Annotated in this window: 27 protein-coding genes; 9 read left to right on the top strand and 18 right to left on the bottom strand. The window is 68.2% G+C overall.

Going from position 1 to position 26,308, the window contains the following annotated elements:
• The 9 genes from PYV02_RS08665 to PYV02_RS08625 form a co-directional block, all read right to left on the bottom strand.
• Window positions 1–1,539: a DUF2142 domain-containing protein gene (locus PYV02_RS08665; RefSeq protein WP_275758185.1), complete on the bottom strand. Its 1,539-nt coding sequence runs from the start codon at window positions 1,537–1,539 to the stop codon at window positions 1–3.
• Window positions 1,529–1,873 (bottom strand): DUF2304 domain-containing protein, encoded by a 345-nt coding sequence (locus tag PYV02_RS08660; RefSeq protein ID WP_275758183.1) that lies wholly within the window; start codon window positions 1,871–1,873, stop codon window positions 1,529–1,531. Before PYV02_RS08660 ends, PYV02_RS08665 begins: the two co-directional genes overlap by 11 nt.
• Entirely contained in the window at window positions 1,870–2,613 is a 744-nt protein-coding gene (locus PYV02_RS08655; RefSeq protein WP_275758181.1) for a glycosyltransferase family 2 protein, read from the bottom strand. The genes PYV02_RS08660 and PYV02_RS08655 overlap by 4 nt, the downstream gene beginning before the upstream one ends.
• 81 nt (window positions 2,614–2,694) lie before the next feature.
• Entirely contained in the window at window positions 2,695–4,044 is a 1,350-nt protein-coding gene (locus tag PYV02_RS08650) for a glycosyltransferase (protein ID WP_275758179.1), read from the bottom strand.
• On the bottom strand, window positions 4,044–4,910 hold the full coding sequence (gene rfbA, locus PYV02_RS08645) for a glucose-1-phosphate thymidylyltransferase RfbA (protein ID WP_275758177.1): 867 nt from the start codon (window positions 4,908–4,910) through the stop codon (window positions 4,044–4,046). The genes PYV02_RS08650 and rfbA overlap by 1 nt, the downstream gene beginning before the upstream one ends.
• On the bottom strand, window positions 4,910–5,521 hold the full coding sequence (locus tag PYV02_RS08640; protein ID WP_275758175.1) for a dTDP-4-dehydrorhamnose 3,5-epimerase family protein: 612 nt from the start codon (window positions 5,519–5,521) through the stop codon (window positions 4,910–4,912). Before PYV02_RS08640 ends, rfbA begins: the two co-directional genes overlap by 1 nt.
• A gap of 21 nt (window positions 5,522–5,542) precedes the next feature.
• The gene (locus tag PYV02_RS08635; RefSeq protein WP_275758173.1) at window positions 5,543–6,514 is read right to left on the bottom strand and encodes a glycosyltransferase family 2 protein; all 972 of its coding nucleotides are present in this window, start codon (window positions 6,512–6,514) and stop codon (window positions 5,543–5,545) included.
• Window positions 6,511–7,524 (bottom strand): WaaS/CpsH family glycosyltransferase, encoded by a 1,014-nt coding sequence (locus PYV02_RS08630; protein WP_275758172.1) that lies wholly within the window; start codon window positions 7,522–7,524, stop codon window positions 6,511–6,513. The genes PYV02_RS08635 and PYV02_RS08630 overlap by 4 nt, the downstream gene beginning before the upstream one ends.
• Complete coding sequence (locus PYV02_RS08625; protein ID WP_275758170.1) at window positions 7,521–8,666, bottom strand: NAD-dependent epimerase/dehydratase family protein; 1,146 nt, start codon at window positions 8,664–8,666, stop codon at window positions 7,521–7,523. The genes PYV02_RS08630 and PYV02_RS08625 overlap by 4 nt, the downstream gene beginning before the upstream one ends.
• A 162-nt stretch (window positions 8,667–8,828) precedes the next feature.
• Here PYV02_RS08625 and PYV02_RS08620 point away from each other — a divergent pair, with 162 nt between their 5' ends.
• The 4 genes from PYV02_RS08620 to PYV02_RS08605 are packed head-to-tail and all read left to right on the top strand — an operon-like array spanning window position 8,829 to window position 12,719.
• Window positions 8,829–9,797, top strand: a complete 969-nt coding sequence (locus PYV02_RS08620) for an NAD-dependent epimerase/dehydratase family protein (protein ID WP_275758169.1) — start codon at window positions 8,829–8,831, stop codon at window positions 9,795–9,797.
• Window positions 9,798–9,799: 2 nt separating this feature from the next.
• Window positions 9,800–10,786 (top strand): dTDP-glucose 4,6-dehydratase, encoded by a 987-nt coding sequence (gene rfbB / locus PYV02_RS08615; RefSeq protein WP_275758167.1) that lies wholly within the window; start codon window positions 9,800–9,802, stop codon window positions 10,784–10,786.
• Between the two features lie 8 nt (window positions 10,787–10,794).
• Window positions 10,795–11,643 (top strand): dTDP-4-dehydrorhamnose reductase, encoded by an 849-nt coding sequence (rfbD, locus tag PYV02_RS08610; RefSeq protein ID WP_275758165.1) that lies wholly within the window; start codon window positions 10,795–10,797, stop codon window positions 11,641–11,643.
• The gene (locus tag PYV02_RS08605; RefSeq protein WP_275758164.1) at window positions 11,640–12,719 is read left to right on the top strand and encodes a glycosyltransferase; all 1,080 of its coding nucleotides are present in this window, start codon (window positions 11,640–11,642) and stop codon (window positions 12,717–12,719) included. The genes rfbD and PYV02_RS08605 overlap by 4 nt, the downstream gene beginning before the upstream one ends.
• On the opposite strand, the gene PYV02_RS08600 is transcribed toward PYV02_RS08605, so the two are convergent.
• The 3 genes from PYV02_RS08600 to PYV02_RS08590 are packed head-to-tail and all read right to left on the bottom strand — an operon-like array spanning window position 12,716 to window position 15,694.
• The gene (locus tag PYV02_RS08600; protein ID WP_275758161.1) at window positions 12,716–14,074 is read right to left on the bottom strand and encodes an LCP family protein; all 1,359 of its coding nucleotides are present in this window, start codon (window positions 14,072–14,074) and stop codon (window positions 12,716–12,718) included. The genes PYV02_RS08605 and PYV02_RS08600 overlap by 4 nt on opposite strands.
• On the bottom strand, window positions 14,071–14,538 hold the full coding sequence (gene purE / locus PYV02_RS08595) for a 5-(carboxyamino)imidazole ribonucleotide mutase (RefSeq protein WP_275758704.1): 468 nt from the start codon (window positions 14,536–14,538) through the stop codon (window positions 14,071–14,073). The genes PYV02_RS08600 and purE overlap by 4 nt, the downstream gene beginning before the upstream one ends.
• A gap of 43 nt (window positions 14,539–14,581) precedes the next feature.
• Window positions 14,582–15,694 (bottom strand): 5-(carboxyamino)imidazole ribonucleotide synthase, encoded by a 1,113-nt coding sequence (locus tag PYV02_RS08590; protein WP_275758159.1) that lies wholly within the window; start codon window positions 15,692–15,694, stop codon window positions 14,582–14,584.
• A 98-nt stretch (window positions 15,695–15,792) separates the two neighbouring features.
• On the opposite strand from PYV02_RS08590, the gene PYV02_RS08585 reads away from it, so the two are divergent.
• Window positions 15,793–16,326: a GtrA family protein gene (locus tag PYV02_RS08585; RefSeq protein WP_275758157.1), complete on the top strand. Its 534-nt coding sequence runs from the start codon at window positions 15,793–15,795 to the stop codon at window positions 16,324–16,326.
• Here PYV02_RS08585 and PYV02_RS08580 read toward each other — a convergent pair.
• On the bottom strand, window positions 16,225–17,526 hold the full coding sequence (locus tag PYV02_RS08580) for a UDP-glucose dehydrogenase family protein (protein WP_275758155.1): 1,302 nt from the start codon (window positions 17,524–17,526) through the stop codon (window positions 16,225–16,227). The two genes, PYV02_RS08585 and PYV02_RS08580, sit on opposite strands and share 102 nt — an antisense overlap.
• A gap of 10 nt (window positions 17,527–17,536) precedes the next feature.
• Window positions 17,537–18,289, bottom strand: coding sequence for a biotin--[acetyl-CoA-carboxylase] ligase (locus tag PYV02_RS08575; RefSeq protein ID WP_275758153.1), 753 nt, complete (start codon window positions 18,287–18,289; stop codon window positions 17,537–17,539).
• An 81-nt stretch (window positions 18,290–18,370) separates the two neighbouring features.
• Between PYV02_RS08575 and PYV02_RS08570 the strand changes: the two genes are divergently transcribed.
• Genes PYV02_RS08570 through PYV02_RS08560 form a run of 3 tightly spaced genes read left to right on the top strand, consistent with a single transcriptional unit; the run spans window position 18,371 to window position 21,017 of the window.
• Window positions 18,371–19,153 (top strand): FkbM family methyltransferase, encoded by a 783-nt coding sequence (locus PYV02_RS08570; protein WP_275758151.1) that lies wholly within the window; start codon window positions 18,371–18,373, stop codon window positions 19,151–19,153.
• A 50-nt stretch (window positions 19,154–19,203) separates the two neighbouring features.
• Window positions 19,204–20,802 carry an acyl-CoA carboxylase subunit beta gene (locus PYV02_RS08565; RefSeq protein WP_275758150.1) on the top strand — a complete coding sequence of 533 codons (1,599 nt, stop codon included), beginning with the start codon at window positions 19,204–19,206 and terminating at the stop codon, window positions 20,800–20,802.
• A complete protein-coding gene (locus PYV02_RS08560) occupies window positions 20,799–21,017 on the top strand; it encodes an acyl-CoA carboxylase subunit epsilon (RefSeq protein WP_275758148.1) in 219 nt (72 codons plus the stop codon). Before PYV02_RS08565 ends, PYV02_RS08560 begins: the two co-directional genes overlap by 4 nt.
• A 354-nt stretch (window positions 21,018–21,371) precedes the next feature.
• On the opposite strand, the gene PYV02_RS08555 is transcribed toward PYV02_RS08560, so the two are convergent.
• From PYV02_RS08555 to PYV02_RS08540, 4 genes are all read right to left on the bottom strand, one after another.
• The gene (locus PYV02_RS08555; protein ID WP_275758146.1) at window positions 21,372–22,412 is read right to left on the bottom strand and encodes a hypothetical protein; all 1,041 of its coding nucleotides are present in this window, start codon (window positions 22,410–22,412) and stop codon (window positions 21,372–21,374) included.
• A complete protein-coding gene (locus PYV02_RS08550; protein ID WP_275758144.1) occupies window positions 22,409–23,569 on the bottom strand; it encodes a sensor histidine kinase in 1,161 nt (386 codons plus the stop codon). The genes PYV02_RS08555 and PYV02_RS08550 overlap by 4 nt, the downstream gene beginning before the upstream one ends.
• 73 nt (window positions 23,570–23,642) lie before the next feature.
• Window positions 23,643–24,347, bottom strand: coding sequence for a response regulator transcription factor (locus PYV02_RS08545; RefSeq protein ID WP_275758142.1), 705 nt, complete (start codon window positions 24,345–24,347; stop codon window positions 23,643–23,645).
• A gap of 72 nt (window positions 24,348–24,419) precedes the next feature.
• On the bottom strand, window positions 24,420–25,649 hold the full coding sequence (locus tag PYV02_RS08540; protein ID WP_275758140.1) for a class I SAM-dependent RNA methyltransferase: 1,230 nt from the start codon (window positions 25,647–25,649) through the stop codon (window positions 24,420–24,422).
• Window positions 25,650–25,669: 20 nt separating this feature from the next.
• On the opposite strand from PYV02_RS08540, the gene PYV02_RS08535 reads away from it, so the two are divergent.
• Window positions 25,670–26,302: a Maf family protein gene (locus tag PYV02_RS08535; RefSeq protein ID WP_275758139.1), complete on the top strand. Its 633-nt coding sequence runs from the start codon at window positions 25,670–25,672 to the stop codon at window positions 26,300–26,302.
• Window positions 26,303–26,308 lie beyond the last annotated feature (6 nt).

The following is a 26,308-nucleotide window of genomic DNA, read 5'->3' as shown; positions in this document are numbered from 1 at the left end:
TCAGCCCCGCCGGGCCAGCTCATCGGTCGCCCTGAGTCGCGGCCAGAGAATGGCAAGCAACCCCGCATAGGCGACAGCGCCGACGATCCAAACTGCGCTCGGCCCCAGCGGGAATCCCGTCCACCACCATTCGGCTCCGACATCGAGGTTGAGGCCCTGCTCATCCGCCCCGGTGACGTACCGACGGATGTTCACTTGGAGCGCGACGAAATTGGCGATCGCGAGCGCGCCGAGGATTGCGAACGTCTGCACCCGGGTGAAACGCAGCCGCCCCTGGACGGTTTCGGTTAAGAGGAGAAACGCGAACAACACGATCAAGGGCAGCAGGTAACGGGGCTGGAGCTGTGCCCCGACCTTGTCTCCACCGACGGTGAGCACATACGTGGGGAGGGCGACGAGCACGAAGAGCACTCCGGAGGTCGCGATCGCCTTGCGCCAGGTGAGGAGACCGAGACCCGCGAATGCGACGACGATGAAGGCCGCGGTGGCCGACCAAGGCACGATCGCCGGCAGTTGCGTGTCGAACCAGCCGAGACCCCAGGTTCCCCACACGCCGGTCCAGAGGAAGGGGAGCATCAGGAGGTTGTATGCCGCCAGCGCGAACCCGCTCAGAGGCATCTCGTCGCCACCGTCACCCTCAAGTGGCATCGTCGCCGTGCCACCGCCGCTGAAGCCGCTCGCGCCGACGCCAGCCTGTCCGGCGCTCGCGAACAGCACGAGCGCGACCACGAGTCCGGCCGCTGGCAGGATCGCCGAAAACGCCCACGCCCGGGTCCTCACCGCTGTGAGGAGCAGGACGGTGACGGTCGCTCCGACCGCGTACACCGCAGCATCCCCTCGGGCGCCCGCTGCCATGACGAGGCCCACGAGGTACAGGGCGCCGAGCGCCCAGCGCCGTCGGCCGTCGGTCTCGAACCAACCCAACAAGGCGAGGAAGGCGGTGCCAATCCCCGTGATCGCCCAGCCGCTGGGATTGTTCGACGGGATGAGGAACATCCCCAACGGCACGAGTGTGACCAACCAGCCCCACAGGAGCGTGCGGCGGCGCGCATCGGGTAGCAGCACCGCGAGAGCCGTCGCCAGCCCGACGAACAGCGCAGCATTGATCAGTCGCATCACCAGCGCACTGGTTTGGATGTCCCCACCGGCGAAGAGGCGCATGGTCGCGTAATAGACGGGCGGGTACTCGCCGCCGAAGTTTCCCCGCGTGGTCTCCCAGGGATCCCCATCCCACGTCGGCCAGACCGAGTCTTGGCAGGCCGCACTGCGCTCTTCGACCTGCACGTAGCATGTGAGCTCGCGGAACGCCGAAGGTACGATGCGGGAGTTCTCCTCCGTGCCCGGTTCGCATTGGTCGCTGCCACCGTTGGCGCACCAGATGCTGACGAGGTGATAGTCGTCGTCAGGGCCAGCGCCGATGGGCGAGGCGAATGCCCACGCCCCGAGCGCGACGAACGCGAGAATCGGTGCGAGGAAGATCCAGCGGAAACGGCTCAGCGGCTTGATCAGGCGGCTGGCCGACCGTCGGTCAGGCGTCATTGTCCTTGGATGCCTTCTCGACATCGAGGGCGAGTCTCTGCACAACCCGCCGGAGTTCGTCTCTGGTGCGCGCGAGCTCGAGGCTGATCTGCATAAGGAGCAAGAACACTACGAAAAAAGCGCCCACAAACAGGAGGTTGATCGGCTGCGCGATCCCGAAGAACCTGCTGATCGCGTCGATGAGACCCGGCCACGCCGAGAGCACGATGGCGGCGACCGAAGCGACGAGCCAGATCACCGCGTACTTCTCGGGGAGAACGTACGACCGCAGGAGGAGCAGCACGGCGATGAGCAGGACCACCGCCATGAGAATCGCGAGAATCTGCGGCGTCATGCCGCCACCTCCTTGTGCTTGCGCCCCCGCAGGGTCCGCAGTTGTGGGGGGACGCTTCTGATGCTCGCGAGTCCGAGGATGAACAGAATCCGCGCGGTGTAGAGCGTTGCGCGGAACACAGACTGGGATGGCACGCCACCGGCCCGCTCATTCATGGCAACGGGGATCTCATGCACGGTCAGGTCCTGCCGCGTCGCGAGCACGATCGACTCGACCGTGTCGCCGAGCCACTCCACGGGGTAATGCTCCGCGAAGACCGCGACGGCCCGAGGCCCCGCGATTCGGAACCCGCTCGTTGCATCGGTAAGCCTGGTCCGGGCGTACACAGAGACCACGCGAGCGATGAACCTCTGCACGCCTCGACGCGCCGCCGAAGACTTGTAGCTCCCGCCGTCAGCGAAACGGCTCCCGATCACGATGTCCGCTTCGCCGAGCGCGGCCACGAGTTCCTGGATGTGCTCTGGCCGGTGCTGACCGTCCCCGTCGAACTGGATGACGGCGTCGTAGCCATTGCGCACCGCATACTTGAATGCCGTCCCCATCGCTGCGCCGACGCCCAGGTTGATCGCGTGCTCAACAACTCGCGCCCCCGCCTCCTTGGCTATCTGCGCCGTGTTGTCACGCGACCCGTCGTCGACGATGACGACGTCGGTGAGGGGATGGACCTGCGAGAGCGAATCCAGCACACCCCCGATGACCGCCGACTCATTCAGCGCCGGGACGGCGACGAGCACTCTCATGTCCACGAGCCTACCGGGACCCGCGAAACACCCGCTCCAAGGTTGCAGGCGGTCTGAGCAAACCCTTGCACCGTCGCCGACTCAGTTCCGACGCATCCGCGCGGTCACCCGGCGCAGCGCCCCGCGAGCGCCCTCCGCGCGAAGGTAGTGCCAGAACATCCGGAGATCGTGGCCAACTCCGTACGGCTTGCGTCGTCTCCCGGCGTGCTGAACCGACCGACCGTCAGTCTGGTCGGCCGCTCGCCGGGGCGCTCGCACGAACTCGACAAGAGGCGCGAGCGCGCGTTCCCAGACGAAATCCTCCCGCACTCGCTCGACGTTGCGCCGGGTGCTCGCCGCGAACTCTTCGTCGTACAGCACTCGGTCGATCGCGGACTCGAGAGCCGCGACATCCTCCGCAGGTACAACGAGGCCGAGGCCCTCCGCCTCCACAAGCTCCGCGAAGGCGTCACCATCGGTGACAACCATCGGCAATCCTGCCCACAGGTAGTCGAGGATGCGGGTTCGAAAGGAGAACGTCGTCTCGAGGTGCGACATGTGGGTGCTGACCCCGGCGTCGGCTTCCACGAGGTGGTTCTGGCGATCGGCGTACTCGACCCACGTCTGGTTGAAGAACACGGCGGAGTCCAGCACCCCGAGCTCCCGAGCGAGATCGAAGGACTCGCGTACGATGCCCATTTCGTCCACCCCGGGGTGCTTCGTGCCGAGGAAGAACAAGCGAAGATCAGGGCGACGCTTGGAGAGGGCAGAAACCGCGCGAATGAGCGACTTCGGGTCAAACCAACTGTAGATTCCGCCACCCCAGATGAGCAGACGATCCCCTGCATTGATTCCGGGCACGACGCCCTTGATCGCGGCGCGCTCGTGCACGGGCAACTCCGCAGGCAATCCGAACGGTGCGACATCGAGCAGGCCGCGTAGGTGCGGGTCGTTGCCATAGGTCGCTGGAGTGATCCGCCTGAGGCCCGCGAGCTGACCGAGGTAGAACAAGCGTTGGCGCTCGGACGCGCAGAGGAAGTAGTCCGCGAGCGCGAGCTGGTCGTTGAGCACGCGCGTTGCAGTGCTCACACGCAGGTTCCATGTGGAGAGCCCGAGCTCGCGACCCTGCTCAAGCATCTCCAGGTGCATGGGGTCGTAGATGTCTGCGACAAGCACCTTCTGACTCGTCCTGAGTGCGTCGAACTGGTCAAGTGCGTGGCCCTGGAACACCACAACGTCGGCCCAGTCGTGCAGGGTGTCGAACGCGGCATCCTCACCAGGGCGAACAAGTTCGACTCGGAACGGGGCGTCAACCGACTCGAGGCGGGTCGTGGTCATCAGCACCACCTCGTTCTCGCTCGAAAGCACGCGCGCGATGTTCCACGAACGAATGCCCGGCCCGGCCATGCGAGCGCCGAGCGGATCTCCGGTGATGACCAGTACGCGCGTCATCACCGCTCCGAGAGCAGTCGATGCAGGTAGGTGCCATAACCGCTCTTGGTCAGTGGGGCGGCCAGCGAGGCGAGCTTCTCATCCGAGATCCACCCGGCACGCCAGGCGATCTCCTCGACGCAGCCGATCTTGTAGCCCTGTCGATCCTCGATCACCCGCACGAATTCGCTCGCCTGCACCATCGACTCGAAGGTGCCGGTGTCGAGCCACGCCGTGCCGCGATCGAGCACCTGCACGTGGAGGGCGCGTGCGTTGAGGTAGTGCTCGTTGACGGTGGAGATCTCGAGTTCGCCGCGGGCGCTCGGGGTAATCGACTTCGCCACTTCGACGACCGCGTTGTCGTAGAAGTACAACCCTGGCACCGCGTAGTTGCTACGTGGATGCTCGGGCTTCTCCTCGATCGAGACGGCGCGCAGATCCGCGTCGAACTCGACCACACCGTAGGCGCGCGGGTTGGCCACCTGGTACGCGAAGATCAGGGCGCCATCGAGGTCGGTGAAGGTGCGCAGGTTCGACCCGAGACCCACCCCATGGAAGATGTTGTCACCGAGAACGAGTGCAACCTTCTCATCACCGATGAAGCTCTCCCCGATGATGAAGGCCTGCGCGAGACCGTCCGGGGAGGGCTGTGCCGCATATGTAAGAGAGACTCCGAGATCGCTGCCATCGCCGAGCAATCGGCGGAACGAATCCTGATCGTCGGGAGTGGTAATTATGAGAATCTCGCGGATGCCCGCGCTCATGAGCGTCGACAGCGGGTAGTAGATCATCGGCTTGTCGTAGATCGGCATGAGCTGCTTCGAGATGCCCTTGGTGATCGGCCAGAGCCGAGTTCCGCTGCCGCCGGCGAGGATGATGCCGCGCATCAGACCGCGTCCCGGCGAAGGCTGTCGTAGTAGGAACGCATCCCCGACCAGGTGGGTAGCGACCCTGCTGCTTCGAGTTCACGCAGCGAGGGCGCCGAGGCATCTTTCGGCGAGAGCAACGTACTGCCGTCTGCGAGTCGGAAGTCAAGGGCGACGTCCGGGTCGAGTGGGTTGATCGCATGCTCCGAGACGGGGTTGTAGACATCGCTCACGAGATAGCTGATGGCGGCGTTGTCGGTGAGCGCCACGAAGGCATGCCCCAGCCCTTCGGCGATGTAGACCGCTCTGCGGTCCACCGTGTCGAGCAGGACCGAGTCCCACTCACCGAACATCGGCGAGCCCACCCGAATGTCGACGACGAAATCGAGGACGACCCCGTGGGTGGCCGTGATGTACTTCGCCTGGCCTCGGGGCACATCCGCGAAGTGGATGCCGCGAACGACGCCTCGCTTCGAGATCGACGCGTTCGCCTGCCTCAACTCAAGTGGGTGACCGATGAATTCCTCGAGCCGATCGAACCGATACCACTCAAGAAACGCGCCGCGATCATCACGGTGCTGAGTCGGAGTGATCTCGTAAGAGTCCGGGATCGACAGCTCACGAATGTGCACGTCTCATCCTATCCGCCGGGGTCAGTCGACCGGCTGCACGAGATCCCGCACGATGTCTGGCAGGCCGCGACCGTAACGCGAGTATCTTCCGGCGCGGACCTCCCGCGCGATGGGGACGATCCGTCGCAGTCTGCCTTCGGGAAGGCCGTTTCGAACGTGCTCGTGCTCGGCCTTCGCTCGCCCCATCGCAAGCACTTCGGCCGTTACGGGAAGCTCCCTCAGACGATCCGCCAATGCGTCGAAGGCGGTGACCAGCCGCTGGTTGCGCGCGCGCCGGGGTTCCATGACGCGTCGGACCTTCCCGGCGAAGGAGAGCTTGCGCGCGCCGATCTGGTTGCCGCCGTGCTGGCGGTAGTCGACGAGGGCTTCGGTCATGTAGTCCACGGTGCCCGACCCGCTCGCCGCGGCGATGATCGCCAACCACTCGTCGTGAACCCAGCCACTCGGGAAGGGAACGGCTGCGGCCAGAAGGCTGCGACGGAAGAGGGTGGTCGCACCGACAGCGAGATTCCTGCGAAGGAACACCTCGTACGCGCGACCACTCGCGATCGTCTGCCGCTCCCACGCGTTCGCTTCGAGGGCGTCGAGGACGGAGACGCCGAGAGGCTCGCCGTTGCCATCGACCAGACGGGCGTCGCCGTGCAGCAAGAGGAGTTCTGGACGGGTGTCAAAGCGTGCGGACATGAGTTCCAGCCGGTCGCGCCGCCAGATGTCGTCCTGGTCACTCAGCGCAATGAGTTCGCCCGTGGTGGCGGAGATGGCTTGCTGGAAGTTGGCGGTCACCCCGAGCGCGGTCTCGTTGCGGATGACGCGCAAGTCGACCTCGCGACCGTGCTGCGCAACGATCGCCTCCGCGAGGGCGACCGTCCCGTCGGTCGACGCGTCGTCGGACAGCACGATTTCGCCCGGCGGGTGGCTCTGTTCGAGAATGCTCCTCAGTTGGGCGGCCAAGTACCGCTCGCCGTTGTGGGTGCACAGTGCCACGGAGATCATGTCGGAACCTCCCCCGGCATGAGCATCACGAACTCGTCGACCCACGCGTCCACACTGAACTGAGCGAAGCCCTCGGGTGCGGACGTGGGCACAGGAAGCTCGGCGAGCCTTTCGGTGAGTTCGCGGATGTCGTGCTCCGTCGGCAGCGGCGGCACAACGATCACCCGCCCGGTGTCTGCGAGAGGCGTCAGCGCGACGAAGGCGTTGGTCGTCACGAGATACGCCCCAGACGCGATCACCTCGAACGTGCGCATGGTGAGGCCGGTCTGCTGCTCGTGCTGCATGTCGAGGACCGCCAGCGAGTTGCGGAAGACCTCGGCGACCGCCGACCGGCTGAGCTTGTCGAAGCGAACGTCCTTCTCGGGGATCTCCCGGTAACGCGCACTGGTGAGGCGACGCACCCGGAAGTACCAGCGAGCCTGCACGTAGAAGTACACGAAGCTCGAGCCGAACGCGGCGACGATGCGCTTGACGAACCTGTATCGGTCGGAGTGCACCGTGCCGACGAACGCGATCCCATAGCGTCTCGTATCCGCGTCTCCCAACGGCGAGAACTCCGGACCATAGAACAGGTGCTTGAGCCTGAACCTGCTTCCCACCTCCCCTGTCTCGGCCTGAAAACTGAAAAGGTGATCGAACACGGGAAGCAGCGAGACGAAGTTGGCGCTGTTGGCGAGCGAGTCGAAGGTGTAGAAGACGAAGACTGCGCCCGGCGAGTCGCGGCGCACGGCGTCGAGGAACCATGCCGGCACCACCTCTCCCTTGATCACGATCACGAGTCGGCGCCCACGCGTGTACCCCTGGTCGACGAAGCGACGGTAGTAGCGATCCGTCGCGCGACCGAGAGCACTCGAACGCACCCGAAGAAGCGCCTTCATGAGGGCAGAGTTGGAGGGACGCTCATCGATCATGTCCACCCCAAGACCCCTTCGCTCCAGTGCGAGGGCGATGTCGCGCTCGTATCCGAAGAAGCTGGGCGTGATGAGGAGCACCGGCCTCGATCCGGTCACTTGAGGAGGCTCCTCGAGCGCAACTCATCCAGCGAGCGCTCGTAGGCACCGGCCTCGAGACGCGTGTCCTTGACCCAGCCGACGAACCGGCCGATCCCCTCGGCAAACGTGACGGTCGGTCGGTAGTCGAGCACGCGCTCGGCGAGGGTCAGATCCGCCACATTGTGCCTGATATCCCCGAGCCGGTAGTTGCCGGAGACCACAACCCGCGCGGACCGCTCGAACGCCCGCTCCAACTCGGCCACGACGTCGAGCACTGTCGTCGAGACCCCGCTGCCGACGTTGATCGCAAGACCGTCCGCGGCAGGCGAGAACATCGCTGCGTGGGTCGCGGCCACGACGTCGTCGATGAAGACGAAGTCCCGGCTCTCGAGCCCGTCCTCGAAGATGTTGATCTCGGATCCCTCCCGAATGAGCGTGGAGAAGATGGAGAGGATGCCCGTGTAGGGGTTGCGCAGCGATTGCCCCGGGCCGTAGACGTTCTGATACCGCAGCGCGACGCCCGCAACGCCCACGGTGGGAGCGGAGGTCAGGACGAGTTGCTCTTGGGTGAGCTTGGTGATGCCGTAGACGGAGGAGGGGCTGAGGCGCGAGCCCTCGTCGGTCGGCACAGTCGTGAGTGTTGCGTTCCCATCCCGCGGATCGACGAGCTCGAAACGACCCGCCGCGAGCTGCTCATCGGAACGAAACGCCGGGTATACGACGGCCCCCGTGGAGTCCTGGTACTTGCCCTCCCCGTAGATCGCGCGGGAGGAGGCAACGACGATCTTGCGAACCGTGTGCTCGCCTGCTGCAAGCACGTCAAGCAAGAGCGCCGTGCCTCCCGCGTTCACCTCGACGTAGCGAGCGATCTCGTACATCGACTGTCCGGTGCCGGTTTCCGCGGCCAGATGCACGACAACGTCGATACCCTCGAGTGCGTCCTGCACGATCGATCGATCCGTCACCGAACCCACACGCACTTCCGCGACCTTGGAGACCGCCTGAAGCAGCGGTGAGGTATTCGCGGGGTCATCACCGTGAACCTGGGATGAGAGCGTGTCGAGCACCCGGACCCGGTGACCATCGGCCACGAGTCGGTGGGCGAGCGCGGTGCCGATGAACCCGGCGCCGCCGGTGATGAGCACGCTCTCGCTGGCCACGGTTCCTCCATTTGTCTGCGCGTGGGGCGGTTCGCCAGTGCATAACACTAGCGCCAGCCGCCTCGTGGGACCTGACGAATGGGGGACGGCGCCTCCCGCGGACGAAGCGTGGATAATTGAACGGTTGGTCCTCCCGGGCCGCGGACGAGCAGAAGGAGCGGGATGAAGCTACTCGTCGTTGGCGGAAGCGGATTCATCGGCAGCCGACTGCTCGACGTGCTCTCGGCCCGTGGCCACACGTTCACGAACTTCGATCGGGTACCCGCGCCGCGCTACGGGCAGTTCACGACGATCGGTGACGTTCGCTCGGCCGAACAACTCACGGCGGCGGCCCGTGGCCACGACGCGGTCATCCACCTCGCGGCAGAACACCGGGATGATGTCACCCCCCTCTCCCTCTACGAGGAGGTGAACATCGATGGCGCGCGCGCGATCATCGCGGCTGTTGAAGCGGCGGGGATCGAGCGAGTCGTGTTCACCAGCACCGTCGCCGTGTACGGTCTCGACAAGAGCGATGCCGACGAGCACACCACGCCAGAGCCGTTCAACGAGTACGGCCGCACGAAACTCGCCGCCGAGCGGGAGTTCCGAACGTGGGCCGAGCGGGGCGCGGAGCGTTCCCTGACGATCGTCCGACCTTCGGTCGTGTTCGGCGAAGGCAACCGCGGCAACGTCTACACCCTCGCGAAGCAGGTCTCTTCGCGCCGGTTCATCATGATCGGCAAGGGTGACAATCGGAAGTCGATGTCCTACGTCGGCAACATCGTGGAGTACCTCGCAGACGCGCTCGAGGCCCCCGCGGGCGTGCACCTGACCAACTACGCCGACAAGCCCGACCTGAGCACGCGCGAGCTCATTGCTGTGCTCCGTCGCTCCATGAACCTGCCCGAGCGCGATCGAGTGCGGCTGCCCCTCGCGGTCGGCCTCGCCGCAGGGCACGTCCTCGACGCGATCGGGAAGATCACGGGTCACACGTTCCCGATCAGCGCGATCCGCATCCGCAAGTTCGCTGCAGACACGACCGTCAACACCGATCGGCTGAACGCCGTCGGCTACCGGCCGAAGTTCAGCATGGACGAAGCACTTCGTCGCACCATCGAGGCGGAGTTCCCTGCCTCCGAACGGAAGTGACCATGAAGATCCTCGTCACCGGCGGCGCCGGCTTCATCGGCTCGAACTTCGTTCGCCGCACCCTGCAGGATGCCTACCCGGGCCTCGAGGGCGCCGAAGTCGTCGTGCTCGACGCGCTCACCTACTCGGGCAACCTCGAGAACCTCGCCCCGGTTGCCGAGTCGGCGCGCTACAGCTTCGTGCACGGCGACATCCGAGACGCCGCGCTGCTCGACACGATCGTGCCAGGCGTCGACTCGATCGTGCATTTCGCTGCGGAGTCCCACGTCGACCGCTCGGTGCGCGACTCCGGCATCTTCGTCGAGACCAATGTGCTCGGCACCCAGCGCCTCCTCGACGCCGCCCTGCGCGCGGGGGGCAAGCGCTTCGTGCACGTCTCCACCGACGAGGTGTACGGCTCGATCGCTGAGGGCTCGTGGAACGAGCAGCAGCCCCTCGAGCCGAACTCCCCCTATTCCGCATCGAAGGCGGGCAGCGACCTGCTCGCACGCAGCTACCACCGCACGCACGGCATGAACCTTTCGATCACGCGGTGCTCGAACAACTACGGTCCGTACCATTTCCCGGAGAAGGTCATCCCGCTGTTCGTGACCAACCTCATCGACGACAAGCATGTGCCGCTCTACGGGGAGGGCAACAACATCCGGGACTGGCTGCACGTCGATGACCACACCCGCGGCATCGCGATGGTGCTCACGCGCGGTCGCGCCGGCGAGATCTACAACATCGGCGGCGGCACCGAGCTCACCAACAAGGAGCTCACCGAGATGCTGCTGGATGCCACGGGCAAGGACTGGTCGTACGTCGACCGGGTGCAGGACCGCCTCGGTCACGACCTGCGCTACAGCGTCGACATCTCGAAGATCCGGGCGGAGCTCGGCTACGAGCCGCAGGTGCCGTTCACGCAGGGTCTCGCCGACGTCGTGCAGTGGTACCGCGACAACCGTGCGTGGTGGGAACCGCTGAAGGCGCGCGCGGCGCTGAGCTGACGCCCCCCATGACTCGATACCTCATCACCGGCGCGGGCGGCATGCTCGGCCATGATCTGCAGCGCGCGCTCGCGGGGCGCGAGGTCATCGCCCTCGATCGTCGCGCGCTCGACGTCACAGACGAGCAGGCCGTGCGAGCGGCCGTCGACGGCGTCGACGTCGTGATCAACGCTGCCGCCTATACGAAGGTCGACGACGCGGAGACTCACGAAGCCGAGGCTCGCGCCATCAACGCGCTCGGGCCGGCGAACCTCGCCGCAGCGACCGCAGCGACCGGGGCGCGGTTCGTGCAGTTCTCGACGGACTACGTCTTCGACGGAAGCGCGACGGCGCCGTACGCGGAGGACGCTCCGCGGCATCCCGTCTCCGCCTACGGCCGCACGAAGGCCGAGGGCGAAGAGCTGACGATGGCCGCGAATCCCGACTCGTTCATCGTTCGCACGGCGTGGCTCTATGGCCAGGATGGGCCGAACTTCGCGCGCACCATGCTGCGCCTCGCAGAGGAGAGGCCGACGGTCTCGGTCGTCGACGACCAGCTCGGCCAACCCACGTGGACCCACGACCTCGCACAGCAGACCGTCGCCATGCTCGATGCCGGAGCACCAGCCGGGATCTACCACGGCACCAACGCCGGGGAGACCACCTGGTACGGCTTCGCGCGGGCGATCTTCGAGCTCGGCGGCCACGACCCCGATCGGGTGCGACCGACGACGAGCGCCGAGTTCGTCCGGCCGGCGCCGCGACCGGCATTCTCCGTGCTCGGGCATGCGCGCTGGGCCCAGATCGGACTCGCACCGATGCGACCGTGGCATGCTGCACTCGGCGAGGCATTCGAGACGGGAGCACTGCGGACATGACGACGCTGCGCGTGATCCTCGACGAGATGCTCGACCCGGCAGGGGGCGAGCTCTCGCAGTACGCCGGCCAGGTGGCCGGTGCGCTGATCCGCTTCGCGCCGCCGGGCTGCACCGTCGACGGCTTCGTGCCCTCCTCCCCCGAGTCCGACTACGACGCCGTTCGTGCGCTGCTGCCCGGGCTTGGGATGCTTCACAAGAGTTCCTTGGCACGTCGCGAGCTCGCGGCGGCCTGGCAGCACGGCTTCACCCGCGTGCCCGGTGGTGGGATGCTGCATGCACCGAGCCTGATGGCCCCGCTCGCCCGCCACGATCGACTCAATGACCAGGAGCAGGTCGTCGTCACGCTGTACGACACCCTGGCCTGGACCGACCCTGAGGCGCTCTCGCCCCGAGAGGTGAGCAGACAGCTCGCACTCGCCAAGCGCGCCGAGCGCTACGCGGACGCGGTCGTCGTGCCGTCGCACGCCGTCGCCGCCCGTGCGGACGAGTTCCTCGGCTTCGGGGACCGCATTCGCGTGATCCCCGGGGGCGAATCGCTGGCCGCCGAACTCCCCGAAGACAGTGCAGACCGGCTCGCGCGGGCATCGCTGCCCGAGCGATACCTCGTCGCGGTCGATGGCCCGGGCACGAGTGCTGGGATCCGCGAACTGCTCGCGCACGCGAGCGCCCTGCCCGCCCCCCTCGTGGTGGTCGCCGCCCACCCGTTCGCCGGCGCCGAGCATCAGTTCGTCACCCACGACCCGCATGATCTCGCTGCGGTCATCTCTCAGGCGTCGGCGCTCATCCACCCCGCCGTCGAGGTCGGTTTCGGCATGCCCGTGCTCGACGCTCTCGCGCTCGGCACCCCCGTCGTGCACTCCGACGCCCCGGCCCTCGTCGAACTCACCGCGGGCGCGGCCAGCGTCGTCGAGCGGGGTGCACCGGGCTATCCCGAACGACTCGCGGATGCCGCGCGCGCGATCCTCGAGGACGAGACCTCGGCCCGGCACCTTCGCTACGCAGGTGAAGACCGTGCGAGGGCCTTCAGCTGGCGCAGCGCCGCCGAGAAGATCTGGCAGCTGCACGCCGACCTTTAGCCGGTCGGCTCGTCCTCCGCGGCGGGTGCCACCGCCGCGGCCACGAGCTCCCGGATGTACGCGTAGTCGGGGTCCTCGGGTTCGACACCGTTGGCCGGAACGAGCTCGACATCGGTGATCGGCAGTTCACGCGTCTTCGACGCGAGTTCCACGAAGTACCCGAGGGTCGCCTGCGGGATGTCCGTGCGCACCACCTGCGAACTCGCCTGCGCGATCGACTGGAACTTCGCGAGCACGTTGGCCGGGTTGAACTGCTCGAGGATCGCCTGCTGCAGCTGACGCTGACGGGCCATGCGGTCGTAGTCCGTGGTGTCGTGGCGGGATCGCGCGTACCAGAGCGCCGTGTAGCCGTCCATCTGCACCACACCCGGGCCGATGTAGTACGCGACCTCGCTGAAGGTCTCGTCGGTGTGCACGGGCACCGCCGTCTCGACGTTGATCGTGACCCCGCCGAGCGCGTTGATGAGGTCTGAGAATCCCTGCATGTCGATGAGGGCGTAGTACTGGATGGTCAGGCCGGTGATCCCCTCGACGGCATCGCGCATGCCCTCGATGCCCGGCTGGCTGCCCTGCGCGGCGGCGTCAGGGTACATCTCGGGGCTGATGAGTTCGACCTCGGTGTAGACGGAGTTCAAGAGACAGACATCGACCTCGCAGCCGTCCCAGCCGTAACCGTTCGGATACTCGGCGGCGAGCGGCGAGCCCTCCACGAAGGGGAAGTACTCCAGGTTGCGCGGAAGCCCGATCATCGTCGCCGCGCCCGTTTCGGCGTCGACGCTCACCACGGTGATGCTGTCCGGCCGAAGGCCGTCGCGATCCGGGCCGGCGTCGCCGCCGAGCAGCAGGATGTTGTATCGCCCGTCCACGGGGGGCTCGGGCGGAGCGGTGACGAACACGTCGGTGATGAAGGTGTTGGCCGTGGTGGCGAGATAGGCGCCATAGGACGCACCGCCGCCGGCCACCACCAGAGCGAGGATGGCGACCCCGGCGACCGCAGCTCTGCCCCGTGGGGGCACTCGCACGAACCGCACGAGCCGCAGCGTGTCGAGCGTGAGCACGACCCACAGCACGGCGTAGAAGAGCAGCAGCGCCGTCACCGCCCAGAGACCGATCGTCGTGCTCAGCACCGTCAGGAGGATGGTGCGGTTGAGGAAGTAGAGCAGCACCGCGATGATCGCGAGACCCCAGAGCACGAAGGTCGATGCGACGCCGAAACGCCCGAGGCGCCGGTTGCCTGCGAGCAGCTGCGCGCTGCCGGGGATCAGCACGTTGAGCACGACGAGCCACCAGGCCCGCTTGGTCATGAGTGCCGGTGCGTTCGTGTCCGGATACCGGACGGGGTTCGTGGCGCTCACAACGACCGCTTCAGCGCCGCATCCTTTTCGTCCACGAGGGCCTCGAGGCCCCGGGCGAAGTCCGCGAGTCTGGCGGTGATCGCGGCATCCCCCGAGCCGATGATGCGAGCGGCGAGGATGCCCGCGTTGCGCGCACCCCCGATCGAGACGGTCGCGACCGGGATGCCTGCGGGCATCTGCACGATCGACAGCAGCGAATCGAGGCCGTCGAGCGTCTTCAGCGGCACGGGCACGCCGATGACCGGCAGTGTCGTGACCGAGGCGAGCATGCCCGGCAGGTGCGCGGCACCCCCGGCACCGGCGATGATGACGCGGATGCCGCGGCCAGCCGCTTCCTTGCCGAAGCCGATCATCCGCTCGGGGCTGCGGTGGGCCGACACCACGGAGACCTCGTGCTCGATGCCGAACTCCGTCAGCGCAGCGGCAGCATCGGACATCACGCTCCAGTCGGAGTCGGAGCCCATGACGACGGCGACGAGGGGTTCAGGCACTCACCAAGGGTATGGCTCAAACCTCAAAGAACGCCGCTGCGGCGCGCGCCCGGAACACCACGTCGTCGAGGTCGTCGCCGACGGCGGTGACGTGGCCGACCTTGCGTCCGGGGCGCGCGCTCTTGCCGTAGAAGTGCAGCTTGGCGTCCGGCTGGTCGGCGAGCGCCGCCGCGTAGCGACTGGCCGGGTCATCCGGCCCGCCGAGCACGTTGACCATGACGGCGTAGGGCTGGCGGGCATCCGTGGACCCGAGGGGCAGGTCGAGCACCGCGCGCAGGTGCTGCTCGAACTGGCTGGTGACCGCGCCCTCGATCGTCCAGTGGCCACTGTTGTGCGGACGCATCGCGAGCTCGTTGACGAGGATGCGCTCGTCGGTCGTCTCGAACAGCTCGACGGCGAGCACACCGGTGACGCCGAGCTCCCTGGCGATCGTCGCGGCGACCTCGCGCGCGACCTCGCCGAGGCGTCCCGACGAGTCCGGGGCGGGAGCGATCACCTCGACGCAGACCCCGTCCCGCTGCACGGTCTCGACGACCTGCCAGGCGACGATGTCGCCGCTGGGTCGTCGAGCGACGAGCTGCGCGAGCTCGCGGCGGTACTCCACGACCTCCTCCGCGAGCAGCGTCTGCCCCGCGGCGAACCAGTCGGCGACCTCGTCCGCGGAGTGCACGAGCCGTACGCCCTTGCCGTCGTATCCTCCGCGGGGCGTCTTCACGACGGCTGCTCCCCCGTGCTCGGCCAGGAACCCGTCGAGATCGGCGGGGCTCGCGATCGCCGCCCACTCGGGCACGGGCAGCCCCAGCTCGCTCAGGCGCGCTCGCATCGCGAGCTTGTCCTGGGCGTAGAGCAGCGCATCCGGCCCGGGGCGCACGGCGAGGCCGGCGGCGAGCATGGCGTGCAGCACCTCCTGCGGAACGTGCTCATGGTCGAAGGTCACCGCGTCGGCCCCCGCGGCGAACTCGAGCACGGTCTGCGGATCGCGGTGGTCGCCGACCGCGGTCGTCGCCAGTGCCGCCGAGTCCCCGCCCTGCGCGGAGAGCACCCGCAGATCGATGCCGAGCTCGACGGCGGGCGGGATCATCATGCGGGCGAGCTGGCCGCCACCGAGGACTGCGACGGTTCGTGACATCCGGACTCCTGGTGCTCTGGACCCGCTCAGCATCGCGCCATGGCGGGGCGGCTACACTTGGGCCGCTCACCCCCATTCTCGTTCACCCAGGAGTCGCCATGCGCCAGCTGCTCGCACAGCTGGGCAGGTTCGGAGCGGTCGGCCTGATCGGGCTCGTGATCGACGTGGCGGTGTTCAACCTGCTGAGGGCCACGGTCTTCGCCCCGGACCTCGTGCACGGCGGCCCGGTGATCGCCAAGGTCATCTCGACCAGCCTGGCGATCCTCGCGAACTGGGTCGGCAACCGGTACTGGACCTTCGGCGCGACCCGCCGCGAGCAGGTCGTGCGCGAGGGCGTCGAGTTCGCGCTGGTCAGCGTCGGAGGGATGCTGATCACCCTCGCCTGCCTGTGGATCTCGCACTACGTGCTCGGGTTCACCTCGGTGCTCGCCGACAACATCGCCGGCAACGTGGTCGGGCTCGCCCTCGGAACGGCCTTCCGCTTCCTGTTCTACCGGTCGTGGGTCTTCCACCCGAGCCGTTCGATGCCGCTACGGTCGGCCGAGCGCCCGATACGTCCATCCGGCCGCGCGCCACTGCGCAGGATCGAGGCAGTTGCGGCCGTCGAGGATCGCGCGCACCGCGACGAGTGACCCGAGGCGCTCGGGGTCGAGGTCGCGGTACTGCTTCCATTCGGTGAGCAGCAGCACGGCATCCGCCCCGGTCACGGCCGCCTCCGCGGACTCCACATAGTGCAGTCCCGGCCGCAGTCGCCGAGAGGTCTCGATCGCCTCGGGGTCGGTGGCGATGACCTCGGCTCCGAGTTCTGCGAGCCGCGCTGCGACATCGAGGGCGGGCGAGTCGCGCACGTCGTCGGAATCGGGCTTGAACGCCAGGCCGAGCACCGCGATGCGCTTGCCGTCGACCGCTCCGCCGCACACCTCCTTGGCGAGGTCCACCATGCGCTCGCGTCGCCGGAGGTTGATCGCGTCCACCTCGCGCAGGAACTCGAGGGCCTGGTCGACACCGAGCTCCTCCGCACGAGCCATGAAGCCGCGGATGTCCTTCGGCAGGCAGCCGCCGCCGAATCCGAGCCCGGCGTTGAGGAAGCGGCGACCGATGCGGGCGTCGTAGCCGATCGCGTCGGCGAGTTGGGTCACGTCGGCCCCGGTCGCCTCCGCGACCTCGGCCATCGCGTTGATGAAGGAGATCTTGGTGGCGAGGAACGCGTTCGCCGCGACCTTGACCAGCTCCGCGGTCGCGAAGTCGGTGACCACGCGCGGGGTATCGGCGGCGAGCGCCGCGGCGTACACGGAGTCCAGATCGGCGACCGATGCCTCGTCGCCGCCGCGCACGCCGTAGACGAGCCGATCCGGCGACAGCGTGTCCTTCACCGCGAAGCCCTCGCGGAGGAACTCCGGATTCCATGCCAGGCGCGCCCCCGCGCCCTCGACGAGTTCCGCAAGTCGCGCAGCCGTGCCGACCGGCACCGTCGACTTGCCGACCACCAGGTCGCCGGGCGACAGCACCGCAACCAGCGCCTCGAAGGCCGCATCGACGTAGCGCAGGTCCGCGGCGTAGCTGTCCGCCTGCTGCGGCGTTCCCACGGCGACGAAGTGCACCGCAGCGCCGGCAGCGGCCGCCATCTCGGTGCTGAACCGAAGCCGGCCGCTCTCAAGGGAGCGCTCGAGCAGCTCAGGCAGGCCGGGCTCGAAGAACGGGGCCCGACCGGCGGAGAGGGATTGCACCTTCGCCGCATCCACGTCGATGCCGATCACGTCATGGCCGAGGTCGGCCATGCACGCCGCGTGGACCGCGCCGAGGTAGCCGCAACCGATCACCGAGATTCTCACGCGCTGCACCCTAGCGGACGCCGGTGTCGTCGAGGCGAAGATGCGTGATGTCTCCCGCGGCGACCACCGCTTCGCCGCCGGTGGTGAGCACGACGAGCCGACCGAGCTCGTCCATCCGGATGGCGGTGCCGCGCAACTCGTCACCGCCCGGCAGCTCGACGCGCACCTGACGACCGAGGGTGTCGCAGCCGTCGGCGACCGCGGCGCGCAGGGCCGGGGCATCCGTCGACAATTGCGTCGCGAGCGATCGCAGCTCGAGGAGGTACGCAGCGAGCGCTCGATCGGCGAGTTCCGACGGGTCGGCGCCTTCGAGCGTCAGCGATGTGGCCGTCGGGGTCGGCAACTGGTCGAGCGTCATGGTGAGGTTCAGTCCCGCGCCGACCACCACACCGCCCGGCACGAGCTCGGCGAGGATCCCCGAGATCTTACGCCCGCCCACGTGCACGTCGTTCGGCCATTTGAGCGCCACAGGACCGGGGACCAGGGATGCCACCGCCCGCCGCATCGCGAGCCCCGTCAGCAGCGGCACCCACCCGAGCCCCGCCGCCGCCGGGCGCGGCAGCAGCACCGAGACGGCGAGCGACGTGCCCGCCGGTGCGACCCAGCGTCGGTCCAGGCGCCCCCGACCGGTCGTCTGATTCGTGGTGACGAGCACCGTGAACTCGTCGGGGTCGGCACGGGTGGCGAGCTCCGCATTGGTGGAGCCGATCTCGTCGAGCACTTCGAGGGCTGGGGCGACGGCTCGGCTGCGCGGAAGGTCCATGCCTACAAGGCTAGGACCGTCATGGTTGCCACTACGATAAGGGCGGCAGGCACCTCCCCCGGTCCGAACGAGGATGAACCAGTGACGACAGACGCCGACCAGGTTCCACTCCTTCTGGAGCCGTCGCCCCTGAGGCCGCGCATCGCCCACGCCATCATGCGCATGGCCACCCGCATCGACTGGGCGGAGCCGGAGATTCGCGGACTCGAGGCCGTGATCCGGCCCGGTGATCATGTCTTCGACGTGGGTGCTGCACACGGCATGTACACGCTGCCGGTCGCCCGCCTGGTGGGCCCCGGCGGGCGCGTGCACGCCTTCGAGCCGCATCCTCGGCAGCAGTCGCAGCTGCGGTTTCTGCGGCGCATGCTCGGGCTGCGGCAGGTCGACGTGCACGCGGCCGCCGTGGGATCGGAGGTGGGCGAGCAGAGCATGCGGCTGCCGTATCACCTGCTGTTCCCGATCTACGGGCACGCCCACGTCGCCGCGGGTGCTGCGGCCGATCCCAAGCGCCGCTTCCGCACCTGGCTCACGCCCGTCACCACGGTCGACGAGGTGAACCGGATCGAGGGTACGCCCCGGGTGTCGTTCATCAAGATCGACGTGGAGGGATTCGAGCCGTCCGTCATCGAGGGTGCCGCCGAGACGATCGACCGCGACCGGCCGAGCCTCCTGCTCGAGATCGAGGACCGTCACCTGGCCCGCTACGGTCGCGATGCCAACCAGTTCGCCGATGAGCTGCGCGCCCGTTGGCCCGAGTACGGCATGTACACCTGGACGGATGGCGGATGGAGTCCCGCGGAACGCGTGACGCTCGAACGTCGCAACTATCTCTTCGCGACCGCGGACGCCTTCGCGCGCCCCTGAGCGAGCCCGGCGTCACCGGTACGCGCGGGGCGTGACGGTACAGTGTCAGCGTGAGTGCCGAAGAACACGTTCCCGACCTGTCGACCACCGCCGGCCGCATCGCCGACCTCAAGGTGCGGTACCACGAGGCCGTGACCGCCAGCGGCGAGGCCGCGATCCAGAAGCAGCACGCCAAGGGCAAGAAGACGGCGCGCGAGCGCATCAACGAACTGCTCGACCACGGCTCCTTCGTTGAGCTCGACGAGTTCGTGCGGCACCGCACCCACGCCTTCGGCATGGAGAAGAACCGTCCGTACGGCGATGCCGTCGTCACCGGTCTCGGCACGATCCACGGCCGACAGGTCGCGGTGTACTCGCAGGACTTCACGATCTTCGGTGGGTCGCTCGGCGAAGTGGCCGGCGAGAAGATCATCAAGGTCATGGAGCACGCGATGAAGACCGGCGTGCCGATCATCGGCATGCTCGACTCGGGCGGCGCCCGCATCCAGGAGGGCGTCGTCGCCCTCGGCAAGTACGGCGAGATCTTCCGCCGGAACACCCAGGCCTCGGGTGTGATCCCCCAGATCTCGATCATCATGGGCCCGGCCGCCGGCGGCGCAGTCTATTCGCCCGCCCTCACCGACTTCGTGATCATGGTCGACAAGACCTCGCAGATGTTCGTGACCGGTCCCGACGTGATCAAGACCGTGACCGGCGAAGACGTCGGCATGGAGGAGCTCGGCGGCGCACTCACGCACAACACCGTCTCGGGCGTCTCGCACTACCTGGCCAGCGACGAGGATGACGCCCTCGACTACGTGCGCACGTTGATCGGTTTCCTGCCCGACAACAACCTCGCCGAGCCGCTGGTGTACGCCAGCGAGGTGGAGCTGGAGATCACCGACGAGGATCGCAAGCTCAACGCGATCGTGCCGGACAGTCCGAACCAGCCCTACGACGTCATCCAGATCATCGAGCACATCGTCGACGGCGGTGACTTCTTGGAGATCCAGCCGCTGTTCGCCCCGAACATCGTGGTCGGCTTCGGCCGGGTGGAGGGCCGCACCGTCGGCGTGATCGCCAATCAGCCGAAGTCCATGGCCGGCACGCTCAACATCGAGGCGGGCGAGAAGGCCGCGCGCTTCCTGCGCTTCTGCGACGCGTTCAACATCCCGATCCTCACCCTCGTCGACGTGCCGGGCTACCTGCCGGGCACCGACCAGGAGTGGACCGGTGTCATCCGTCGAGGCGCCAAACTGCTCTACGCCTACGCCGAGGCGACCGTGCCGCTGGTGACCGTCATCACGCGCAAGGCCTACGGCGGCGCCTACATCGTGATGGGCTCGAAGCAGATGGGCGCCGACCTCAACTACGCCTGGCCCACCGCCGAGATCGCCGTCATGGGTGGGCAGGGCGCCGTCAATATCCTCTACCGCGGCGAGATCAAGGCCGCCGAGGCGGCCGGCGAGGATGTCGCGGCGGTGCGCACCCGCCTCGCGAACGAATACACCTACAACGTGGCATCCCCGTTCCTGGCCGCGGAGCGCGGCGAACTCGACGGTGTGATCGAGCCGGCGGCCACCCGCGTCGCCGTCACGAAGGCGCTTCGGGCGCTGCGCACGAAGCGCGCGAGCCTGCCGCCGAAGAAGCACGGGAACATCCCGCTGTGAGCGCGGAGCCGCTCGACCTGCGCATCGTCTCGTCCGGGGCGACCGCGGGGGATGTCGCCGCCGTCACCGCGGTGCTGCACGCCGCGCTCGACGAGCTGGCCGCGGAGGCGGATGCGACGAACGGCCCCACCCAGTCGGCGTGGCAGCGCAGCCAGCGCACGCTTCGCACGCCGCTGCACGCCGGGCCGGGCGCGTGGCGCGGATTCTCGGGATGACCCGACTGCACAGACCGTTCTAGTGCACCTTTGGCCGCCGAGGCGGGGCTCTCGGACTCGAGATGTACCCCAACTTGGGGGTCATGGTCACCGATATACCAGTGTTTCCGGGCCTTCGGACCCGAATCTGTACCCCGCCAGTCCCCCAAAGAGATGACTATCCACGACCTGTCTACCCCAGCAGACTTGATCGTGCTAGGTGTCACTCTCAGAGTCACACCACCATTCATTGGCCGACTAGGGTAAGCGGGCCAATGCATTGGGGGCGGGTCAGGGCGATATTCGGGTTATCGCCCTGACCCGGGTTCTGGCGAAGGGCCGGGTGAGGCGAAAGCCCCCGGCCCTTCTGCCTGACTACGATCCCGTCGGCGTCCGCGGGATCTCGAGCCACAGATCGACCTGCTCGTCGTCGTCATCGTCCGACTCCTGACCGAGCGCGCGCGACTCGCCGTCGCCGACCGTGCGGAGACCCACGACCGTGACGGCGATCGGTGACCCTTCGGGAACGGTCCTCGCGATGACCCTGTCCGCATCGGTCTCGTGGATGGCCAGGGCGAGACGATTGAGCACCCGTTCGAGGTTCGCCTCATCGAGGTCGTCGATGCCGCCCTCGTCGAGCAACGTCACCGTGACGCCGCGGCGCCTGGCGACCATGACCTCGTCGCGCACGGCGTCGTTGAGCAACTTGCGTCCGCGGATCTCGTCCCGGATCGCGCCCTCGAGGTGGAGGCATTCCCGGCGCTCCTCGTCGGAGAGATCTCCCTGCGTCTCCTGGATGCGCGCGAGCATCGCGAGGGCCATCGTGCTGGTCTGCCCGAGCCGGAACTGGCGCTCATAGAGATGCGCGTCCTGGGCGGCCTGCCATTCGGTGGCCTCACGCTCGGCCAGCGCGAAGCGCTGGGCGTCCCGGGAGGCCTTCGCGAGCGCGGCGCTGAGGATGTGCGAGACCGCGACCCAAGTGATGCTGCCGATCACGCCCAGGCCGAGCACGCCCGCCGGTCCGGCCCAGATGATCGTGTGCACCACGAGGAACGCGATGCCGCTCCAGGCGAAGATGTGCCGGCGCCGGGTGGAGGTGATGGTCAGCAGGGTGCCCGCGCCGGCCACGTACCAGGTCGCGTAGCCCGTGCCGCCCGCACGGGCGAGGTCGATCTCGTTGCTCACGAGCAGCGTCATGGCCACCACGACCGCGACGTTGAGCGCCGCCATCCAGATGGGCATGCGCCCGCCCGGCCACAGGCTGACCACCGTGGCGATCGCGAAAAGCCCCATCGCGAGGTAGGTGGGCGCGGGATTGCGCGGCACGTCGATGGAATAGAGCGCGAGCACGAGCAGGTAGGCGGAGAATGCGCCGGCCACCGCGACGACGACGAATCTCGGCACGCCGATGTTCATGCCGTGCCCTCCGTCTCGCCCACGGCCCCCGAATCGGGCCAGCGCAGGGTGATCACGGTGCCCTCGCCGGGCGCCGACCTGATCGTCGCGCGCCCGCCGGCATTGGCGATGCGCTCGATGATCGAGATGCGCACGCCGAGGCGCTCATCAGGCACCTCGCCCAGCTGGAATCCGCGACCGGTGTCGCCGACGACGACTTCGAGGCCTCCGCGCGGGATGCCGCGCACCGAGACCCATCGCGAGGCCTCCCCGGCGTGCTGCAGGCTGTTGACCATCGCCTGAACCGCGGCCGACGAGATCGCTTCGGCGGCCGCCGTGGGCATCGACCGCGTGCCCACGCCGACGATGCGCGGCGTCGATGAGCCGAGCAGTTCGCTCGCCGACTCCGCGATGGTCTGCGCCACGATGCTCATCCGCACGACGGTGTCGTCTGCGGGCGAGGCGATCGCCGCATCCCTGAGATGGCCGATCGCCTTGCCTGCCATGGTGGCGGCGAGCGCCTTCGCCTCGGGGGTGTACGCGCGAGCCGCCGAGATGAGCGTGGTCAGAACGCTGTCGTGCACGATCGAGTCCACCTGCACGCGTTCGACCTCGGTGGCATGCAGGCGAACCGCATGCTCGTATCGGTCGATGGCGGTCGCCTGAGCGGTGTCGACCGCGGATGCCGCCTGCCGAAGCATGGCGATGAGGATGAGCACGACCCCGCCGAGCAGCACCGCGTAGACGCCCTCGAGCATGGCCAGGAGCCACGAGGCGCCGCCGCCCTGCGGCGTGGTGCGGCCCAGCACGTAGATGAGCGGGGTCACGAGCAGGTAGAGCGTGGCGACCGGGGTCGAGAAGGCGATCGCCGCCATGGCCGTCGCCACGGTGATGAGGTAGTTCAGCCAATGGATGCCGCCGAACACCTCTGCGCCGGGCAGCACGCCGAGCGGCCAGCTGACCAGGGCGCCCAGGTAGAGCACGGCGAAGGTGCCGTGCGCGCCCCGCACCCAGACCTGGGCGATGGAGAGCACGAGGGTGACGACCAGCCAGCCGAACAGGGCGGGAATCACGATCAACAGCCACAGCGGGTAGGCCTCGTCGAGCTGGCCGAGCACGGACGGCACGGTCTGCAACCCGTAGACGATGCCGAAGGCGGCGACCGAACGCGAGAGCACCCGCTCGACCTGGCTCCGACTGATCGGATTCCGGGGCTGACGGCCCCGAGGAAGTGACGGCGCCGGGGTGCCGCTAACGACCATCTGCGCCATCCGGGTCGAGCCCGGGAAGAATGCCGTCCTCGACGGCCCTGCGCAGCAGATCCACCTTCGTCGGGGCCGGGCGTCCGACCTCGACGTACTTCACGCGGATCCGGTCCAGATACTCCCGGGCGGTCGAATACCCGATCCCGAGCTGCTGGGCCGCAAGCTTGAGCGGCAGACCCGAGGCGTAGAGGTGCAGGATCTCGCGCTCACGCCGACCGAGCTGCGCCTTCGCGAAATCGCGGTCAGCATCGATCGCGGTCGCCCACTCCAGGTTGTTCAGCACCTCACCACGCGCGACCGTCGCCGCGGCGGCCAGCACGGTCTTGGTCGCGGAGGACTTGGGGATGACCCCCGCCGCCCCGGCCGCGAGCGCTTCACGCACGCTCGCCACCCGGTCCGCGATGGAGTGCACGAGCACCGCGGAGCCGGTGGCCTGCACCCGCTTGACGTTGTCGGTCACCGAGGAACCGTCTCCGAGCGACAGGTCGAGCACGACGACGTCGACCTCACGGCCGCCGAGTGTGTCGACGAACTCCTGCACGGTCGCGGCGGCGAGCACGAAGTCGTAGCCGGCATCCAGGAACGCGGCCTTGAGCCCCAGTCGCACCGATTCGTGGTCGTCGACGACTGCGACTCGGACCTGCGCGGGCGCTGACGATCCGTCCGACTCGGTCACCGCTGCGTGCGCCATGCCTGCATCCTCCGGGGTTGTGTACCCCATCGTACTGTCGAGCCGTCGGGTTGCGGCGTCTTGCCCGCCGAATCAGCGGGAGAGCGTCGCGACGGCTTCCACGTGGTGGGTGTTCGGGAACAGGTCGAAGGCGCGAAGATCCGACAGCACGAAGCCATGCCCGGCGAAGAGCGCGATGTCGCGGGCCAGCGCCACCGGATCGCATGCCACATAGACGATCTGGGCCGGCGCGAGCGCGGCGAGTGCGTCGACGACCTCGCGCCCGGCACCCGACCGAGGCGGGTCCAACACCACCGTGGCCGCCCCCAACCGGGTGCGATCTCCCGGTGTCGCGGTGGCGGCGAGGTCGCGCACCCAGCGCTCGACCCGGCCGGTCTCCGCGCGAGCGCCGAGCCATTCGGCGAGGTTGTCGGCGGCGTAGTCCGTCGCGACCGCGTCCGACTCGACGGTCGTGATGCGCGTGGTCGGGCCGAATCGGTCCGCAACCGCAGCGGCCAACAGGCCGACGCCGCCGTAGAGATCGAGGTTGTAGGCGAGCGGATCGAATCGGGCCGGGTCGATCGCCTCCTGCACGGCGCGCGTGAGCGTCGCGGCCGCCTCCCGGTGCACCTGCCAGAATCCCGCATCCGCCAGACGGAACTCCCGATCGCCGACCAGCTCGGTGATCGTGGTCGGCTTCTGCTTGCCGACGATCAGGCGCACGCCGCCGGTCGACGGCGCCAGCACGTCCACATGCTCCTCCCCGGCGAACCGCTCGCCGAGCGGGGCCCCGGCGGCGAGCGCCTCGGTGGCCAGTGGCAGATCGGCCACGGGGATCACCCGGTGCGACCGCGCGGCGAACGGCCCCAGCCGCCCCGACTCGTCGACGTGCAGGCGCACGCGGGTGCGCCATCCGGTGCCCGACCGCGCCTGATCACCGGGCAGCGCCTCGACCACGACCTCCCGTTCGAGGCCCGCCATGCGCTGCAGCGCCTCGGTCAGCACTCGACGCTTCAGTTCGCGCTGATGCGCGAGCTCGATGTGCCCGAACTCCGCTCCGCCGGCGCGGTCCGCCGGGTCGCGCTCGAGCGACGCCGCCGACCAGATGTGCGGGATGCGGTGCTCGCTCGGCTCGATGACCCGCACCGTGTCCGCCCGCCAGAACGCCTTCTTGCGGTCGTCGGCGATCCGGGCGACGACACGCTCGCCCGGAATCGCATCGGTGACGAACACCACGCGCCCCTCGTGCCGCGCGACGGCGATCCCGCCGTGCGCGATGTTGGTAACGTCGATCTCGACCTCACGCCCGACCCATTCGCCCATCATCCGAGCATAGGAGCCCCGTGCGGCTGTATCTCGCCTCAACCTCGCCGGCCAGGCTCGCAACGCTGCGTGCGGCCGGAGTCGAGCCGGTGCTGCTCTCCTCGGGCGTGGACGAGGAGGCGGTGGCCGCGGCCGCCGGCCCGCTCGATGGACCGGGCCTCGTCGCCCTGCTCGCGCGCGCCAAGGCGGAGGCCGTGCTCGACACCCTCGTCGACGGCGAACCGCTCGACGGCATGATCCTCGGTGGCGACTCCGCCTTCGAACTCGACGGCGGGCTCTTCGGCAAGCCGCTGACCGCCGAGGTCGCACGTACGAGATGGCGCGCCCAGCGTGGACGCACGGGATTGCTGCACTCGGGTCACTGGCTCATCGACGCGCGGGGCGGCACCGTCGCCGGCGGCGCCGGGGCGGTGTCCACCGCCGCCGTCACCTTCGCCGAGGACATCAGCGACCAGGACATCGACGACTACGTCGCCACCGGCGAACCGCTGTGGGTCGCAGGCGCGTTCACAATCGACAGCCTCGGCTCCGCCTTCATCACGCGCGTCGAGGGCGATCCGCACGCCGTGGTGGGCCTCTCCGTGTCGACCGTGCGGTCCCTGCTCGCCGGTTTCGGCATCCGCTGGACCGACCTCTGGAATCGCCCCCTGTAGCGATCT

Source organism: Antiquaquibacter metalliresistens (assembly GCF_029211225.1).
GTDB classification, from domain to species: domain Bacteria; phylum Actinomycetota; class Actinomycetes; order Actinomycetales; family Microbacteriaceae; genus Rhodoglobus; species Rhodoglobus metalliresistens.
Note: the sequence above shows the minus strand (reverse complement) of the source record. Positions and strands in the feature narration are given on the sequence as shown.